The sequence below is a fragment of the Burkholderia sp. Bp9090 genome, assembly GCF_003857985.1.
Classification (GTDB): Bacteria; Pseudomonadota; Gammaproteobacteria; order Burkholderiales; family Burkholderiaceae; genus Burkholderia.
Genome location: NZ_QTPV01000037.1, coordinates 1 through 17,150, shown reverse-complemented (window position 1 = coordinate 17,150; position 17,150 = coordinate 1). Strand labels below are relative to the sequence as shown.

Below are 17,150 nucleotides of genomic sequence, written 5' to 3'. Positions count from 1 at the left end.
TCCGCGTTACCGTGCGGCCGGCGTGGCGGCTGCACCCGCCGAACCGGCCGTCGCGACCTGCGCGGGGCGGGCGACGGCCGCGGCGGGCTTCGCACCCGATGCGGCGGCCGGCGCGGCGGCACCCGCGGCGGACGCGTCGCGCGGCGGATGGCCGCCCCGAACGTCCGCATCCGTCTGCGTCTCCGTCTCGACGCCGCCGCCGAGCGCGGCCATCAACTGTGCGTGCGCGGCGAGGCGTTCCGCGTCGATGCGGGCCGCCGTTTCCTGTGCGCGCAGCAGCTGCTGTTGCGCGACCAGCACGTTCACGTAATCGGTCAGCCCGCGGCGGAAGCCTTCGCGCGACAGCTGGTAACTGCGGTCGTTGGCGGCCACCGAGCGCGCGGCGTCCTTCTTCTGCGTGTCAAGCGAGCGGATCCGCACGACCTGGTCGGCGATGTCCTTGAGCGCGCCGACGACCGTCTGGTTGTAGCGTTCGACCGCCTGGTCGTAGCCGGCGTCGGCCGCGCCGAGTTGCGCGCGCAGCCGGCCGCCTTCGAAGATCGGCAGCGACAGCGCTGGGCCGGCCGTCCAGCCGCCGTTCATCGCGCGCAGGAAGTCGGTGAACGGCGCGGTCACGCCGAAGCCGCCGACCGTCGCGAGCAGATCGATATTCGGGTAGAACGCGGCTTTCGCGACATCGATGCCGCGAGCCTGCGCGTCGACCGTCCAGCGGGCCGCGACGACGTCCGGGCGGCGCCCGAGCAGGTCGGCCGGCAGCGCGGACGGCAGGCCGGCCGGCGCGTCGAGCGACAGGCTCGGCCGCTTGATCGCGTCGCCGGCGCCCGGGCCCTTGCCCGCGAGCGCAGCGAGCTGGTGGCGCGCGAGCTGGATCGCTTCTTCGTAGCTGTCGATCTGGCGCTCGTAGTCGGGCAGCGTCGATTCGGCCTGGCTGACTTCGAGCTGCGTGCCGAGGCCGGCCTGCAGGCGCTTGCGCGCGAGATCGGCCAGCGAGCGCTGGCGTTCGAACGTTTCGTGCGCAAGGTCGAGCAGCGCGTAGTTCATCGACATGCCGACATACGCGCGCACGACGTTGACTTCGAGCTCGAGCTTCGCCGCCCGTGCGTCGGCCGCGGTCGCATGCGCGGTGTCGAGCGCGCGCTCGGTCGCGTTCTTGTCCTTGCCCCACAGGTCGAGGTGGTACGACAGGCCGAGCGTGCCGGTGTTGTTCCAGGTGTCGGTGTCGGCGAGCGGCCCCGGGCCGTAGTAGACGTTGTCCGGCCAGTGCTGGCGCATCAGCGACAGATTGCCGTTGATCTGCGGCAGTTCCGCCGAGCGCGCCACGCGCGCCATCGCCTGCGCTTCGCGCACGCGCGCCTCGGCGGCCGCCAGGCTCGGGTTGCCGGCCTGCGCGGCGGCAATCCACGCATCGAGCTGCGGATCGCGGTACGCGCGCCACCAGTCGGACGCGGGCCAGCCTGCATCGTGGTCCGCCGCGCGGATCGCGGCGCCGGCGTCGAGCGTGTTCGCTTCGATGCGGGCGGACTGCGGCTTGTTGTCGCCCATGCTCGCGCATCCGGCCATTATTAATGAGACTGCAAGAACCGCCAGTGCCAGCGTCCCTTTTGTTGCCGGAGACCGCACGATTTTCTCCCTTTCGGATATAGATGAGTCGGATGCGATTATATTTTTCAGTGATTCCTGAATAAATGGACAACGGTGCAAGTCATTTTTACGGATCCTGAGATAATATTTGTTGGCCCCTGTGCAACAATCCCTCCGGATTCATACGGGTAATGGGATGGATACGTTACAAAACATGCGGGTCTTCGTCCGCGTGGTCGACGCGGGCAGCTTTACCGCGGCCGCCCAGCAGATGAATTCGACCACCGCCTATGCGTCGCGCGCCGTGTCGGATCTCGAGGCGCACCTGCGCACGCGCCTCCTGAACCGGACGACACGCCGGATCGCGCTGACCGAAGCGGGCGAGCGCTACCTGCAGCGCTGCGAGCAGATCCTCGCGTACGTCGACCAGGCCGAAGCCGAAGCGGGCGACGCGCACGCGCGGCCGTCGGGCAAGCTGAAGGTGCATTGCTTCACGAGCCTCGGGCAGCACTATCTGGTGCCGGCCATTGCGCGCTATCGGCAGCGCTATCCGGACGTGCACGTCGAGCTGACGCTCGCGCAGCGGATGCCCGACCTGCTCGACGAGGGGTACGACGTCGCGATCGTGGTCGGCCGCGACCTGCCGGATTCGGGGCTCGTGTCGCAGCGGCTCGGCGAGAGCTACAGCGTCGTGTGCGCGTCGCCGGGCTATATCGACGCGCACGGCGTGCCGCAGACCCCGGCCGATCTCGAGCAGCACGTCTGTCTCGGGATGGTCGCGCCGGGCTTTCACTTCGACGAATGGTCGCTGTCGGGGCCGCGCGGCGACGAGGTGGTTCCGGTCACGGCGCCGCCGTTCCGCGTGAACGTCGCCGAGGCGCTCGCGGTGGCCGTGCGGGAAGGGATGGGAATCGGCGGGTTGCCGCTCTATTCGGCGATCGGCGGGCTGCGCAGCGGTCACATCGTGCGCGTGATGCCCGAATACCGGTCGCACGTGATGAACATCTACGCGTTGTATCCGTCGCGCCAGTACCTCGACGCGAAAATCCGCACCTGGGTCGATTTCCTGCGCGACGAGCTGCCGGCCACGCTGGAAGCCGACGAGGCCGCGCTCGCGCAGTTCACGGCTGCGACATGAGCGCGCGGTCGAGCGCAATCTGACCAGATTTGTCCTTCACGCAACATTTTTTTACCAACGGACCGCGGACAGTTTGATACTGTTTCAATCATCGAGATTTGGAACTGCCCACACCCGGAGTCGCAATGGATACGCAACTGATGATCGGCCTTGGAGTTTTGCTTGGTGCGGCTGCTGCCGCCGCGGCGACGCGCGATCTGCTGCGCGCGATGAAGGCGCGGATGAAGCCGGTGCCGGTGCGGGTGCGCCCGTCGTCGAACGGCTCGCGCCGCGCCGATCGCTGATCGGGCGGCCTTTCAGTTCGGGGAGGGCCGCATCTCGCGGCCCGATGGCTTGGCGCTCAGCCGAGCTCGACCACCTTGTCCCACGCAAACGCGGGATTCTCCAGTTCGCCGGTGCGCCGGCGGATATAGCCGCGCGGGTTGCATACCACGCGCGTGCCGCTGTCGGTCACGTAATCGAATGAAGTATGCGTGTGGCCGTGGATCCACAGGTCCACGGGCGGCCGCACGAGTTCCGCCATGTCCGTGACGAATCCCGCCGACGCCAGGTCTTCCGCATAACGCTCCGCCAGCGAGCGCAGGTGCGGCGCATGATGCGTGACGACGATCGTGCGGCCCGCGAACGGTGTCGCGAGCCGTGCTTCCAGCCACGCGCGGCCTTGCCGGTGCAGCGCGATCGCATCGGCCGGCGTGAAATCCCGCTCCGGGGCTGCCGCCGCATGCACGGACGCATCGTGCGGCCACGTCACCTGGATCAATCCCTTGAAATCGAGCATCACGCGCATGGCCGCGTCGATCGCGCGCGCGACGCTCGCCTGGTCGGCGCCGAACAGCGAGAAATCGGCCCACAGCGTCGTGCCGAGCACGCGAAAGCGCTGCGCCGGATCGACGTACACGCCGTTGTTCAGGTAATGCACGTGGTCGATCGTGTGCGCGGCGTCGCGCATCGCGGTTTCGAGCGCGCCGAATTCCCCGTCGTAGTACTCGTGATTACCCGGCACGTAGATCACCGGCACGTCGGGATCGAACGTCTCCGCGGCCCAGCGCAGGCCTTCCGCGTGATTGTGGATATCGCCGGCCAGCACGACGAGATCCGCGTCGGCATGCGCGATCGTGTCGGGCTGGTTGCATTCGAGATGCAGGTCGGACAGGACGCGGACTCTCATGGGCATCGCTCCGGGACGGGGGCTTCAGTGCAGGACCTTGCCGGGATTCATCAGCCCGCGCGGGTCGAGCGCGGTCTTCAGCGTGCGCATGAGCGCCGTTTCGACCGGCGACTTGTAGCGCTGCGCGTCGTCGATCTTCAGCTGGCCGATCCCGTGCTCCGCGCTGATCGTGCCGTGGTGACGTTGCACGTTGTCGTAGACGATGCGGTTGATCGGCTTCTGGAATGCCGCGAGGAATGCCTTCGGGTCGCCGCCTTCGGGCGTCTGCACGTTGTAGTGCAGGTTGCCGTCGCCGAGATGGCCGAACGTGACCATCCGCGCGCCCGGCGCGGCCTGCTGGATCGCTGCGTCGGTTTCGTCGATGAAGCGCGCGATCGACGAGATCGGCACCGCGATGTCGTGCTTGATGTTGAGACCCTCGTCGGCCTGCGCGAGCGGGATGTGTTCGCGCAGGTCCCAGAACGCGCGCGATTGCGCGAGATTTTCCGCGACGACGGCGTCGACCACGAGCCCGGCCTCGAACGCCTCTTCCATCAGTTTTTCGAACAGCGCGCGCGCATGCGTTTCGCTTTCGTTGTCCGACAGTTCGAGCAGCACCGTCTGCGCATGCGTGCGGTCGAACGGATAGCGCAGTTGCGGATAGTGCTTGCCGACCAGCTGCATGCAGAAGTCGGACATCAGCTCGAAGCCGGTCAGCAGCGGGCCGGCCGCGCGTTGCGCGAGCGCGAGGAAGTCGAGCGCCGCGTGCGGCGACTCGAGCGCGGCCAGCGCCGTGACCTGCGCGGCCGGCAGCGGATGCAGCTTCAGCACGGCGGCCGTGATGATCCCGAGCGTGCCTTCGGCGCCGATGAACAGGTCGCGCAAGTCGTAGCCGGTGTTGTCCTTGCGCAGCCCGCGCAGGCCGTCCCAGATCTCGCCCTGCGGCGTCACGACCTCGAGCCCGAGGCACAGCTCGCGTGCGTTGCCGTAGCGCAGCACCGCGGTGCCGCCCGCGTTGGTCGACAGGTTGCCGCCGATCGTGCAGCTGCCTTCGGCGGCGAGGCTCAGCGCGAACAGCCGGCCGCCTTCGCGGGCGCGCGCCTGCACGTCGGCGAGGATCACGCCGGCGTCGACCGTGATCGTGTTGTTGTGCGGATCGAGGGCCCGCACGCGGTTCAGGCGCGCGAGGCTCAGCACGGCCTGGCTGCCGCTCGCGTCGGGCGTCGCGCCGCCGGCGAGCCCCGTGTTGCCGCCCTGCGGCACGAGCGCGACGCCGTGCGCGTTGGCGAGCCGGACGAGCGCGGCGACTTCCGCCGTATCGGCCGGTTTCAGCACCGCGCACGCGCTGCCCTTGTAGCGGCGGCGCCAGTCGGTCAGGAACGGTTCGGTGTCGTGCGGCTCGGTCAGCACGTAGGTGGCGCCGATCGCGTCTCGGCAGGCGGATACGAAGGCTTCGGAAGGATTCATACGTTCGGTCGCGTAAGGGTCAGGACGCGGCGCGCTGCTGCTTCGCCGCGCGCTTGAACGGCGCGACGTAGGCCAGCGCGGCCACGAAGAAGCCGACGGCGAGCGCGGTCTCGCACCAGCCGAGCGTCGCGGACAATCCGCGGTCGGACATGCCGCGCACGATGCCTTCGGCGAAATAGACGAGGATCAGCATGCTCGCCCACTGCATCGTATAAATGTTACGCCGCCAGACGCCGGGCAGCGCGAGCGCGAGGGGCACGGCCTTGAGCATCAGCGCCGAGCCCCCCGGGCGCAGCGGCGCGAGCCACAGTTCCCACGCGAGCGACAGCGCGATCAGCGCGACGAGGCACGCGGCCGCGGCCAGCGCGTAGCGCGGCCGGGCGGCGACGGGGGGACGGGCGGGGCGGGCAGGCGCGTTCATGCGGCCTCGGCGGCCCGGGCGTCGGCGAGGGCCGCTGCCGCACGCGCGAGCCGCACGCCAAGCGCGGCCGCGAGCGCTTTTTCGTCCGCCGACAGTCCTGCGGGCCCGCTGCGATCGTGCTGCGACACGTGCGACGCTCCGTACGGCGTGCCGCCGGTGCGCGTCGTGCTGAGCGCGGATTCCGTGTACGGGATGCCGACGATCATCATCCCGTGATGCAGCAGCGGCAGCATCATCGACAGCAGCGTCGACTCCTGGCCGCCGTGCAGGCTGCCGGTGGACGTGAATACGCAGGCGGGCTTGCCGGTCAGCGCGCCCGACAGCCATTGCGGCGTCGTGCCGTCGAGGAAATACTTGAGCGAGGCGGCCATGTTGCCGAAGCGGGTCGGCGAGCCGAGCGCGAGGCCCGCGCATTCCTCGAGATCGCGCAGTTCCGCATACGGCGGGCCGTCGTCGGGGATATCGGAGGCGGTGGCTTCGCAGACCGTCGAGACGGGCGGCACGGTACGGATGCGGGCCTGCATGCCGGGCACGCTGTCGATGCCGTTCGCGATTGCGAGTGCGAGATCACGCGTGGCGCCGTGGCGGCTGTAATAGAGGACGAGGATGTCTTTCATGGGCGACGGGGCCGCATGCGGCCGCGCGGATGCCCGGTGCAGTCGGCCCCTGCTGGATCGAGCGGCTATTATAGGGGCTGAAGTCGTCGCGCAGCGCGGCGGCGGCGCGCCGTCGGGCGCGCGGCGTCAGCAGAGAAGGAGAAGCCGTTTGCCGAAGTTGAGCGTCGATCTCGACACCCTCAAGCGCCTCGCGCAGTTCGCGGCCCGGCGCAGCGCCGAGGATCGCATCCCGCAAGTGGCGGGCAGCCTCACGTTCACGACGATGCTGGCACTCGTGCCGCTCGTGACGGTCGCGTTTGCGCTGTTTACCGCGTTCCCGATGTTCGCGTCGTTCCAGATCTCGCTGCAGGGGTTCCTCGCGGATCACCTGATGCCCGCGCAGTTCAACGTCCAGATCTTCAAGTACCTGAACCAGTTCGCGTCGAAGGCCAAGGGGCTGACGACGGCCGGCCTGATCGTGCTCGTCGTCACGTCCGTGATGACGATGATGACGATCGAGTCCGCGTTCAACCTGATCTGGCGGGTGCGCAAGCCGCGGCCGTTCGCGCAGCGCGTGCTCGCGTACTGGGCGCTGATCACGCTCGGGCCCTTGCTGTTCGGCGTGAGCCTGTCGATCTCGTCGTACCTGTTTACGCAATCGCTGGCATTCACCGGCGCCGCGCCGTCGACGTCGATCGTCGAATGGCTGCTCGCGTTCGTGTCGCTGCCGCTGACCGTGCTCGCGTTCACGCTGCTGTACGTGTATCTGCCGAACTGCACGGTCGCATGGCGCGACGCGGTGATCGGCGGGCTGTTCGCGGCCATCGCGTTCGAGCTCGCGAAGCGCGGCTTCGGCTATTACGTGCGGCGCATTCCGACCTATACGGCCGTCTACGGCGCGTTCGCGGCGCTGCCGGTGTTCCTGTTGTGGGTGTATCTGAGCTGGTTCATCGCGCTGCTCGGCGCGATGGTGGCGTCCGCGCTGCCGGCGATCCGCGTCGGCCAGTTCCATCGCATCCACTATGCGGGCAGCGACCTGCTCGACGCGCTCGAATTGCTCGCGCGGCTGGCCGAGGCGCGCGCGGTCGGCAAGGCGGGCTATACGGCGATGCGGCTTGCGGCCATGTTGCGCTGCGACATGGAAACCGCGCAGCGGCTGCTGTCGACGATGGAGGAGCGGGAGTGGATCGCGCGGCTGGACAGCGGCGAACGCGCGCCGTGCTACATCCTGCTGGCGAATCCGGAGCAGCTGACGCTGGCGCAGCTGTTCGACGTCCTGGTGATCGACCGCACCGAACTGACCTACCAGTTGCAGCGACGCAGCAGCCACGTCGAAGGCGCGGCATTGCTCGAGGTGCTGTCGAACGACCGGTTCGACGTATCGCTTGCGTCGCTGATCGCCGCGCACCGGCTTGCGGGTGCGCCGGCCGCGGCCGCGCCCGGGCCCGTGCCCGGCGGGGCGCCCGACCCGCACGCACGGCCGCCGAAAACGGCGTGACGCGGTGCCGGGCGGGCGTTACAGCGGAATCTTGCCGGTGCAGATGTCCTTGAACATCACCCAGTCGCCCATCAGGCTGTAGATCGGGTGCCGGAACGTGGCGGGGCGGTTCTTCTCGAAGAAGAAGTGTCCGACCCACGCGAATCCGTAGCCGCACACGACCGCCGCCGGCAGCCACGGCCAGTGGCCCGTCGCGATCGCCATCGCGACGCAGCCGATCACGCCGAGCGAGCCTATGAAGTGCAGCCGGCGCGACGTCAGGTTCTGGTGTTCGTTCAGGTAGTACGGGTAGAAATCGGCGAAGCTGGCGAATTGCTCCGTATGCGTATGTGCCATGGCCGTCTCCTCGGGCCGCCGTCCATGGAGTCATTGTGCGGCGGCCGGCCGGTGTCCGCAAGCGGCGACGGCCGCGCCGCGTGGGGCTGAGCTTTCCTTTTGACAGGCTTTCCGATAGGATCGAAAGCGGTTTTGCATTCAAGCATGAGGGGACTACGATGCGCGTCAGCGATATTCTGAAAGTGAAGGGCAACACGCTGTTTACGGTGACGCCCGATAAGCCGCTGCGCGAAGCGGTCGATACGATGGCCGAACACGATATCGGTTCGCTCGTCGTGATGGAGTACGGTGATCTCGTCGGGATGCTGACGTTCCGCGAGATCATCCTGCGCCTGCACGTGAACGGCGGCGCGATCGGCGACGTGCAGGTGCGCAAGGTGATGGACGAGCCGCTCACGTGCACGCCGGAAACCGACGTCAACGAAGTGCGCCGGATGATGCTCGAGCGCCACGCGCGCTACATGCCGGTGCTCGACAAGAAGGTGCTGATGGGCGTCATTTCGTTCTACGACGTCGCGAAGACGGTCGTCGAGGCGCAGAGCTTCGAGAACCGGATGCTGAAGGCGTACATCCGCGACTGGCCGGAATCGGAAGCCGAAGCGCAGAAGCCGTGAATCGCGTCGCGCCCGGTGCCATGACGCGCGGGCGCTGCCATTCGGCGTACGGCGGCGCAGGTTCAGCCTGCGCCGCCGTTTTTTCGACAACAACCCAAGGTCCGCGCAGCTTCGCCCAGACGATGCGCGCGTATTCCGCATGAGCGATCACACGCAAGTCTCTTCCGCGTCGCGCGGCGATCGGCGCACCCACGCGTCGCAGTTCGACCTGTTGCGCCAGCGCCGTTTCGCGCCGTTCTTCACGACCCAGTTCCTGGGCGCGCTGAACGACAACGTGTTCAAGATCGGCTTCACGTCGCTCGTCACCTATCACACCGCGCGCTTTTCCGGCGTCGACGCGAAGACGGCCGCGTTCCTGATCTCCGCGATCTTCATCCTGCCGTTCGTGCTGTTCTCGGCCACCTCCGGCCAGATCGCCGACAAATACGACAAGGCGACGCTCACGCGCTTCGTGAAGTCCTTCGAGATCGTGCTGATGCTGGTCGGCGCGGCCGGTTTCGTCACGCACAGCGCGACGCTGCTGTATCTGTGCACGTTCATGATGGGGATGCACTCGACGCTGTTCGGCCCCGTCAAGTATTCGTACCTGCCGCAGCATCTCGGCGACCACGAACTGGTCGGCGGCAACGGCCTCGTCGAGATGGGCACGTTCATCGCGATCCTGATCGGGACGATCATCGGCGGTGCGGCCGCGGGCATCGAAGGCAGCGGCGAGCGCGTGCTCGCGGTGAGCGTCGTCGTCATCGCGCTCGCGGGGCGGCTCGTCGCGCAGCGCGTGCCGTCGACGCCCGCGCCGCAGCCCGATCTCGTGATCAACTGGAATCCGTTCAGCGAAACGTGGCGCAACCTCGGGCTCGCGCGGCAGAACCGCACCGTGTTCCTGAGCCTGCTCGGCATCTCGTGGCTGTGGTTCGTCGGCGCGACGTTCCTCACGTCGTTCTTCAACTTCGCGAAGGACGTGCTGTCCGCGAGCCCCGACGTCGTCACGGTCCTGCTTGCGACGTTCTCGGTCGGGATCGGCCTCGGCTCGCTGCTCTGCGAGCGGCTGTCGCAGCGGCGCGTCGAGATCGGCCTCGTGCCGCTCGGCTCGATCGGCATCAGCGTGTTCGCGATCGAGCTGTATTTCGCGAGCCGCTCGCTGCCATCGCCCGGGCATCTGCTGTCGGTCGGGGAATTCCTGGGCGGCGCGCGCCACTGGCGCATCCTGGCCGACCTGTTCCTGCTCGCGATGTTCGGCGGCTTCTACAGCGTACCGCTGTATGCGCTGATCCAGAGTCGCAGCGCGCCGACCCACCGTGCGCGGATCATCGCCGCGAACAACATCCTGAACGCGCTGTTCATGATCCTGTCGGCCCTGATGGCGATGGGGCTGACCAAGGCCGGCGTCGACATCCCCGGCCTGTTCCTCGTCACCGCGCTGCTGAACGTCGTGGTCGCGACGTACATCTACCTGCTCGTCCCCGAGTTCCTGCTGCGTTTCGTCGCATGGGTGCTGGTGCACACGTTCTACCGGATTCGTCTCGTCCATGCGGAGCGGATCCCGGAAGAGGGCGCGGCCGTGCTCGTATGCAACCACGTGAGCTACGTCGATGCGCTCGTGCTTGCGGCTGCGAGCCCGCGGCCGATCCGGTTCGTGATGGATCACCGGATCTTCAAGGCGCGCTTCGCGAGCTGGGTGTTCCGGCATGCGAAGGCGATTCCGATCGCGCCGCGCCACGAGGATCCCGACATGCTCGCGCGCGCGTACGACGCATGCGAGGCCGCGCTGAAGGACGGCGAACTCGTGTGCATCTTCCCCGAGGGCAAGCTGACCAAGACGGGCGACATCAACACCTTCCACCACGGCATCACCGAGATCCTGGGCCGCACGCCGGCGCCCGTGATCCCGATGGCGCTGCGCGGGCTGTGGGGCAGCTATTTCTCCCGTCATGCCGATGCGCGCATGCCGCGGCCCATCAAGCGCGGCGTGATGAGCCGGCTGACGCTCGCGGTCGGCGAGCCGATCGCGGCCTCGGTCGCGACGCCCGAGGCGTTGCAGGCGGCGGTGACCGAGCTGCGCGGCGCGCGGAAGTAGGCAGGGCGGGCCCCGGCGGCTTCATATCGGGCAGCAGACGGCTGCAAACCGGCCGGTTCGATCGGAACGGCGCGGGTCGACGATTCTGGCGCCGGGCCGTCTGCGTGGCCGGCCAATATGGTCTGAACGGTTCACGCGGCCCGCGGGTCCGGGACGACTGGCATAATAGCGGTTTACCTCTTTTCTCGACCGGCAAACGATCGGCCTGCCAGCGGCCCCGGCAGCGCATCGGTTTGTCCATTTCTCTTTGGGCGGTTCCATCATGTCCGGCAATACCCTCGGCACGCTTTTCACTGTCACGACCTTCGGCGAATCGCACGGTCCCGCGATCGGCTGCGTGATCGACGGCTGCCCGCCGGGAATGGGGCTGACCGAAGCCGACATCCAGGTCGAGCTCGATCGCCGCAAGCCCGGCACGTCGCGGCACGTGACGCAGCGCCAGGAAGCCGACGAGGTCGAGATCCTGTCCGGCGTGTTCGAAGGCGTGACGACCGGCACGCCGATCGCGCTGCTGATCCGCAACACCGACCAGCGCAGCAAGGATTACGGCAACATCGTCGAGACGTTCCGCCCCGGCCACGCCGACTACACCTACTGGCAGAAATACGGCATCCGCGACTACCGTGGCGGTGGCCGCTCGTCCGCGCGCCTGACCGCGCCGCTCGTCGGCGCGGGCGCGGTCGCGAAGAAGTGGCTGCGCGAGCGCTTCGGCGTCGAAGTGCGCGGCTACATGAGCGGTCTCGGCGAGATCGACGTGCCGTTCGTCGACTGGTCGCACGTCCGCGAGAACCCGTTCTTCTCGCCGAACGCGGCGATCGTTCCGGAGCTGGAAGCCTACATGGACGCGCTGCGCAAGGACGGCGATTCGATCGGTGCGCGCATCGACGTCGTCGCGTCGGGCGTGCCGGTCGGCTGGGGTGAACCGGTATTCGACCGGCTCGACGCGGACATCGCGAAGGCGATGATGAGCATCAACGCGGTGAAGGGCGTCGAGATCGGCGCGGGCTTCGACAGCGTCGCGCAGCGCGGCTCGGTGCACGGCGACGAACTGACGCCGGCCGGTTTCGTCGGCAACCATGCAGGCGGCGTGCTCGGCGGGATTTCGACGGGGCAGGACATCACCGTGTCGATCGCGATCAAGCCGACCTCGAGCATCCGCACGCCGCGTCGTTCGATCACGAAGTCCGGTGAAGAAGCGACCGTCGAAACCTTCGGCCGCCACGACCCGTGCGTCGGCATTCGCGCGACGCCGATCGCCGAGTCGATGCTCGCGCTAGTGCTGATCGACCACGCGCTGCGCCATCGCGCGCAGTGCGGCGACGTCGAGACGCCGACGCCGAAGATCGCGGGCAGCGCGACCTGATGCAACGGAGCCGGCACTCGCCGGTTCGACCGATTTGGCCGATTCGATGCGAAACGGGGCGCCTGCGGCGCCCCGTTTTCATTGGGCCGCCGCATCCGGCGGCGCGGCCGATTCGCGTACCCGCAGCTCCGGCAGTACCGCGCAACCGGGCCCGGCTGCGCCGTTTTCGAGTGCGTCGAGCAACGCGCGGGCGGCCTTGCGGCCGATCGCATCGGTGTCGACCCACATCGTCGTCAGCGCCGGCCGGATTTCGCGAGCCAGCGCGACATCGTCGAACCCGGTGATCGACAGCTGCGAAGGCACGTCGATGCCCAGTGCCTGGGCCTCGAGCAGGGCGCCGAGCGCGAGTGCGTCGTTGCCGCAGATCACGGCCGTCGGGCGCGTCGCGCCGCTATCGGCGATCGCGCGCAGGCTCGCCCGCCCGAACGCGATCGTGGCCGCGCCCTCGTGCTGGTGGATCGGCCTGACCGCGAGCCCGCGCGCGGCGAGCGTCTCGTGAATGCCGCGCAGGCGGGCCTGCACGCGGTCGTTGTCGGCCGAAGGCTGCATGATGATCGCGAAATCGCGATGCCCGAGCTCGAGCAGGTGCGTGGTCAGTCGCGCGAATGCCGCGCGGTTGTCGAAGCCGATGCAGCAGTGCGGGCTGTCGTCGCGGTAAGCATAGGTGACGACATACGGCACCCGATGCAGGTCGAGCAGTTCGAATACTTCCGGCGGATAGGCTTCGCCGACCAGCGACACCGCTTCGACGCCGCGCGACAGCATCGCGCGCACCTGCGCGAGCGCCTGCGCCGGATCGTAATTCGAGCAGCCCAGGAACAGGGTGATGCCGTGCTCGGCCATGACCGCCTGCATGCCCGCTACCTGCGATGCGAACACCTGGTCGTCGAGCGTCGGAATGATCGCCCCGGTGATGTGGGTGCGCGTGGAGGCGAGTGCGCGGCCGGCTGCGTTGGGAATCCAGTTCAGCGCACGTGCCGCGTCGCGCACGCGCTGCTGCACGTCGGCCGAGACCTTGCCGGGATCGTTGTAGACGCGCGAAACGGTCGCGGTCGACACGCCGGCGAGTTTCGCGACGTCGCCGAGCACCGACCGGCCGCTGCCGCGGCGCGCGCGAGCCGCGCCGCCGCCGGATGAAGGCGTACTCATCGGTCATCCCCGGGCGCGGCTGCCCTGCAGGCTCCGCGTGTGGTCAAAAACGCCATCGTTTACCCTCGATTCATCGTGGTCCCGCTTGCAATCCCGGTCTCGCCTGTGAGAATGTAAGCGCTATCTTGATGCTACTCCGTATTATGTCAGACACAGATTTCAACCGCATCGTGAAGTTTTCGTCGACGAAGGCCGATCAGGCCATTTTGTCCGTCGAAAATGTAAGCGGTTACATTCGATGATGACCCACACCAGACCACCCCGAATCGCTGTCGTCGGCAGCGTCAACGTCGACCTCGTCACGCATGCGCCGCGGCTGCCCGTGCCGGGCGAAACGCTGCTCGGCACCACGTTCCAGACCGTTCACGGGGGCAAGGGGGCGAACCAGGCGGTGGCCGCCGCGCGCCTCGGTGCGTCGGTCGCGATGATCGGCTGCGTCGGCAACGACGCGTTCGGCGCACGTCTGCACGACGCGCTGGCGGCGGAGCGCATCGACGTGACGCATCTGCACCGGATCGACGGCGAGGCAACCGGGGTCGCGACGATCACGGTCGATGCGCACGGCGCGAACAGCATCGTCGTCGTGCCCGGTGCAAACGCGCGCCTCGATGCCGAATTGATCGACCGGGCGCGCGACGCGATCGCCGGCGCGGCGCTGATGGTGTGCCAGCTCGAGGTGCCGATCGAGACCGTCGCGCGCGCCATCGGCAGTGCGATCGCGCATCGCACGCCGGTGCTGCTCAATCCGGCGCCGGCCCGGCCGCTGTTCGACGCATTGCTGGCCCGCATCGACTATCTCGTCGTCAACGAAACGGAAGCGGAGTCGCTGACCGGCATTGCCGTCGGCGACGACGCGTCGGCGGTGCGGGCCGCCGAAGCGCTGCGCGCGAAGGGTGTCGGCAACGTGCTGGTCACGCTGGGCGCGCGCGGCGTCTGCTGGCGCGGAAGTGCAGGGAGCGGCCGCCATCGGGCGATGGCGGTGGTCGCCGTCGATACGACGGCGGCCGGCGATACCTTCGTCGGCGGCTTCGCGGCCGCCCGGGCGAGCGGCGCGTCGATGGACGACGCGATCGCGTTCGGACAGCGTGCGGCCGCGATCAGCGTCACGCGCCACGGCGCGCAGACGTCGATTCCGACACGCGAGGAAGTGGAGCGTGGGGCCGCATAGATTCCGCGAAGACGGAACAGACCGAGGCCCGGAAACCATTCAGGACATGGAGACAAACGCAATGAACGAGAATCATGCTGTTCCGACGGCGCCGCCACGTATCCGGCGCGGACAACGTATTGCGCTCGCGCTGCTGATGGCGAGCGGGATCGTCAACTATCTCGACCGCGGCACGCTGGCCGTCGCGAGTTCGGCAATCCGGGGCGATCTCGGGCTGTCGCTCTCGCAGATGGGCTTGCTGCTGTCGGCGTTCTCGTGGAGCTACGCGCTGTGCCAGTTCCCGGTCGGCGGACTCGTCGATCGCATCGGGCCGCGCCGGCTGCTCGGCATCGGGCTGATCCTCTGGTCGCTCGCGCAGGCATCGGGCGGCATCGTGTCCACCTTCGGCTGGTTCATCGTCGCGCGCATCGTGCTGGGCATCGGCGAGGCGCCGCAGTTCCCGTCGGCGGCGCGGGTGGTGAGCAACTGGTTTCCGTTGCGCGCGCGCGGTACGCCGACCGGGATCTTCAACGCGGCGTCGCCGCTCGGCACCGCACTCGCGCCATTGCTGCTCGCGGTGCTCGTCGCATCGTTCAACTGGCGCTGGGCATTCGTCGTGACGGGCGCGCTCGGCCTCGTCGTCGCCGTCGTCTGGTTTGCGTTGTACCGCGATCCGGCGCGCGCGCAATTGACCGCGGCGGAACGCGCGTATCTCGATACCGATGCGCAGACTGCCGTCGCGATGCCGAAACTGACCTTCGCCGACTGGCGCAGCCTGTTTTCGCACGGCACGACCTGGGGCATGCTGCTCGGATTCTTCGGTTCCGTGTATCTGAACTGGGTCTACCTGACCTGGCTGCCGGGGTACCTGACGATGGAGCGTCACATGAGCCTCGTGCGCACCGGGTTTGCGGCATCCGTGCCGTTCCTGTGCGGGTTCGTCGGTTCGCTCGTTGCCGGCTGGCTCTCGGATCTGGTGACGCGCCGCAGCCGCTCGCCGGTCGTGAGCCGGCGCAACGCGGTGGTCGTCGCGATGCTCGGGATGGTCGCGTTCACGATTCCGGCCGCGCTCGTGCAGAGCAACACGGTCGCGCTCGCATGCATCTCGGTCGTGATCTTTCTTGCCAATGCGGCGTCGGCATGCTCGTGGGCGCTCGCGACGGCGGCCGCCCCGCCGAGCCGTGTCGCATCGCTCGGCGCGATCCAGAATTTCGGCGGTTTCATCGGCGGTGCGCTCGCGCCGATCCTGACGGGGGTCATCGCGCAGAGGTGGTCGTTCGTGCCCGCGCTGCTGACGGCGGCGGCAATCGCATTCGCCGGCGCGATGGCTTACCTGCTGCTGGTGCGCAAACCGATTCCCGAGCAGTCCGCGAGCGCCGCGCCCGGACCGCTGCCGGCCTGAGTCCGTCGGCTACACCCCCGTATTCACTGAAGGAAGGAGAAACAGATGCAACCACATCGGCAATCGAGCGCAACCATCGAGGGGATTGTACCGGTGATGCTGACGCCGTTCGACGACGCCGGCGCGATCGACTACGCGGGCCTCGAGCGACTCGTCGAATGGTATCTGGCGCACGGCTCGGATGCGCTGTTCGCGGTCGCGCAATCGAGCGAGATGCAATTCCTGAGTCTTGCCGAGCGTGCGGAACTCGCGCGTTTCGTGGTCGAGCGGGTGGCCGGGCGCGTGCCCGTCGTCGCGTCCGGGCACATCAGCGACGATCTGGATGCGCAGGTCGCCGAGCTGCGTGTCGCGGCAGAATCGGGTGCGCAGGGCGTCGTGCTCGTGACCAACCGCCTCGATCCGCAGCGCAAGGGCAGCGCCGCGCTTCTCGACCATCTTCACAAGCTGCTCGCCCGGTTGCCGTCGGATCTGCCGCTCGGTTTGTACGAATGTCCGGCGCCTTATCGGCGACTGCTGTCCGATGACGAACTGCGTGCGTGCATCGACACCGGCCGCTTCGTGATGTTGAAGGACGTGAGCTGCGATCTGGAGACGGTGAAGCGACGCGTCGCACTCGCCGCGGGGTCGCCGCTGAAGATCCTCAATGCGAATGCCGCGATCGCATGGGATGCGATGAAGGCGGGTTCGGCCGGTTTCAATGGCGTGTTCACCAACTTCCATCCCGACCTGTACCGATGGTTGCGCACGCAGGGCGGCTCGGATCCGGCGCTGGCCGACGAGTTGTCGACGTTCCTGGTGCTCTCGGCGGTGTCGGAAGCGCTGGGCTACCCGGCGCTTGCGAAGATCTATCATCAACGGATCGGCACGTTCGGATCGATTCGTTGCCGTGCGATCGACTACGACGTGCGCGAGCGCTTCTGGGCGCTCGACGCGGTGCTCGACAAGATCGTGTCCGGTACCGAGCATTTCCGTCGGCGGATCGCGGCGCGTTAGCGCAGCCGATACGGGCGCGGTGCATGAGTCGCGCGCCCGATGGAGAGCCGGGCGGCGTCGAATGTCGAACGTCGAACCGACGAAAAAAACGCCGCGCGAGGCGGCGTTCTTCGGCAGTTACATGTTCGGATAATTCGGCCCGCCGCCGCCTTCCGGCGTGACCCACACGATGTTCTGCGTCGGGTCCTTGATGTCGCAGGTCTTGCAGTGCACGCAGTTCTGCG

At 67.9% G+C, this 17,150-nt stretch carries 17 protein-coding genes; 9 read left to right on the top strand and 8 right to left on the bottom strand.

Annotated elements, in window-relative coordinates; translation table 11 throughout:
• Nucleotides 1-6: 6 nt before the first annotated feature.
• Nucleotides 7-1,620 (bottom strand): efflux transporter outer membrane subunit, encoded by a 1,614-nt coding sequence (locus DIE16_RS26935; RefSeq protein WP_124488968.1) that lies wholly within the window; start codon nt 1,618-1,620, stop codon nt 7-9.
• A 157-nt stretch (nt 1,621-1,777) separates the two neighbouring features.
• On the opposite strand from DIE16_RS26935, the gene DIE16_RS26925 reads away from it, so the two are divergent.
• Together DIE16_RS26925 and DIE16_RS36750 are read left to right on the top strand one after the other, a co-directional pair.
• Entirely contained in the window at nt 1,778-2,719 is a 942-nt protein-coding gene (locus DIE16_RS26925; RefSeq protein WP_044846073.1) for a LysR family transcriptional regulator, read from the top strand.
• A gap of 125 nt (nt 2,720-2,844) precedes the next feature.
• Nucleotides 2,845-3,003, top strand: a complete 159-nt coding sequence (locus DIE16_RS36750; protein WP_170296438.1) for a hypothetical protein — start codon at nt 2,845-2,847, stop codon at nt 3,001-3,003.
• 56 nt (nt 3,004-3,059) lie between these two features.
• Here DIE16_RS36750 and DIE16_RS26920 read toward each other — a convergent pair whose 3' ends face one another.
• The 4 genes from DIE16_RS26920 to wrbA are packed head-to-tail and all read right to left on the bottom strand — an operon-like array spanning nt 3,060 to nt 6,371.
• Complete coding sequence (locus tag DIE16_RS26920) at nt 3,060-3,887, bottom strand: metallophosphoesterase (protein WP_124488969.1); 828 nt, start codon at nt 3,885-3,887, stop codon at nt 3,060-3,062.
• Nucleotides 3,888-3,911: 24 nt separating this feature from the next.
• Nucleotides 3,912-5,333, bottom strand: coding sequence for an FAD-binding oxidoreductase (locus tag DIE16_RS26915; protein ID WP_124893735.1), 1,422 nt, complete (start codon nt 5,331-5,333; stop codon nt 3,912-3,914).
• Nucleotides 5,334-5,352: 19 nt separating this feature from the next.
• On the bottom strand, nt 5,353-5,754 hold the full coding sequence (locus tag DIE16_RS26910) for a DUF2069 domain-containing protein (protein ID WP_044846070.1): 402 nt from the start codon (nt 5,752-5,754) through the stop codon (nt 5,353-5,355).
• Nucleotides 5,751-6,371 carry an NAD(P)H:quinone oxidoreductase gene (gene wrbA / locus DIE16_RS26905; protein WP_044846069.1) on the bottom strand — a complete coding sequence of 207 codons (621 nt, stop codon included), beginning with the start codon at nt 6,369-6,371 and terminating at the stop codon, nt 5,751-5,753. Before wrbA ends, DIE16_RS26910 begins: the two co-directional genes overlap by 4 nt.
• 148 nt (nt 6,372-6,519) lie before the next feature.
• Between wrbA and DIE16_RS26900 the strand changes: the two genes are divergently transcribed.
• Nucleotides 6,520-7,848, top strand: coding sequence for a YihY family inner membrane protein (locus DIE16_RS26900; protein WP_124893734.1), 1,329 nt, complete (start codon nt 6,520-6,522; stop codon nt 7,846-7,848).
• An 18-nt stretch (nt 7,849-7,866) separates the two neighbouring features.
• On the opposite strand, the gene DIE16_RS26895 is transcribed toward DIE16_RS26900, so the two are convergent.
• Nucleotides 7,867-8,184: an Mpo1-like protein gene (locus tag DIE16_RS26895; protein WP_044846067.1), complete on the bottom strand. Its 318-nt coding sequence runs from the start codon at nt 8,182-8,184 to the stop codon at nt 7,867-7,869.
• A 158-nt stretch (nt 8,185-8,342) separates the two neighbouring features.
• Between DIE16_RS26895 and DIE16_RS26890 the strand changes: the two genes are divergently transcribed.
• From DIE16_RS26890 to aroC, 3 genes are all read left to right on the top strand, one after another.
• Complete coding sequence (locus DIE16_RS26890; protein WP_044846066.1) at nt 8,343-8,798, top strand: CBS domain-containing protein; 456 nt, start codon at nt 8,343-8,345, stop codon at nt 8,796-8,798.
• 139 nt (nt 8,799-8,937) lie between these two features.
• A complete protein-coding gene (locus DIE16_RS26885) occupies nt 8,938-10,872 on the top strand; it encodes an MFS transporter (protein ID WP_124893733.1) in 1,935 nt (644 codons plus the stop codon).
• A gap of 262 nt (nt 10,873-11,134) precedes the next feature.
• Nucleotides 11,135-12,235 carry a chorismate synthase gene (gene aroC / locus DIE16_RS26880; RefSeq protein WP_124523060.1) on the top strand — a complete coding sequence of 367 codons (1,101 nt, stop codon included), beginning with the start codon at nt 11,135-11,137 and terminating at the stop codon, nt 12,233-12,235.
• Nucleotides 12,236-12,313: 78 nt separating this feature from the next.
• On the opposite strand, the gene DIE16_RS26875 is transcribed toward aroC, so the two are convergent.
• Nucleotides 12,314-13,384 (bottom strand): LacI family DNA-binding transcriptional regulator, encoded by a 1,071-nt coding sequence (locus tag DIE16_RS26875; protein ID WP_124571856.1) that lies wholly within the window; start codon nt 13,382-13,384, stop codon nt 12,314-12,316.
• 238 nt (nt 13,385-13,622) lie between these two features.
• Between DIE16_RS26875 and rbsK the strand changes: the two genes are divergently transcribed.
• From rbsK to DIE16_RS26860, 3 genes are all read left to right on the top strand, one after another.
• Nucleotides 13,623-14,552 (top strand): ribokinase, encoded by a 930-nt coding sequence (rbsK, locus tag DIE16_RS26870; protein WP_044846062.1) that lies wholly within the window; start codon nt 13,623-13,625, stop codon nt 14,550-14,552.
• 61 nt (nt 14,553-14,613) lie between these two features.
• A complete protein-coding gene (locus DIE16_RS26865; RefSeq protein WP_124893732.1) occupies nt 14,614-15,933 on the top strand; it encodes an MFS transporter in 1,320 nt (439 codons plus the stop codon).
• Between the two features lie 45 nt (nt 15,934-15,978).
• A complete protein-coding gene (locus tag DIE16_RS26860) occupies nt 15,979-16,926 on the top strand; it encodes a dihydrodipicolinate synthase family protein (RefSeq protein WP_124571853.1) in 948 nt (315 codons plus the stop codon).
• 117 nt (nt 16,927-17,043) lie between these two features.
• Here DIE16_RS26860 and DIE16_RS26855 read toward each other — a convergent pair.
• Nucleotides 17,044-17,150, bottom strand: a 107-nt coding sequence (locus DIE16_RS26855) for a 4Fe-4S dicluster domain-containing protein (protein ID WP_141667388.1), incomplete at its 5' end; no start/stop codon positions are given.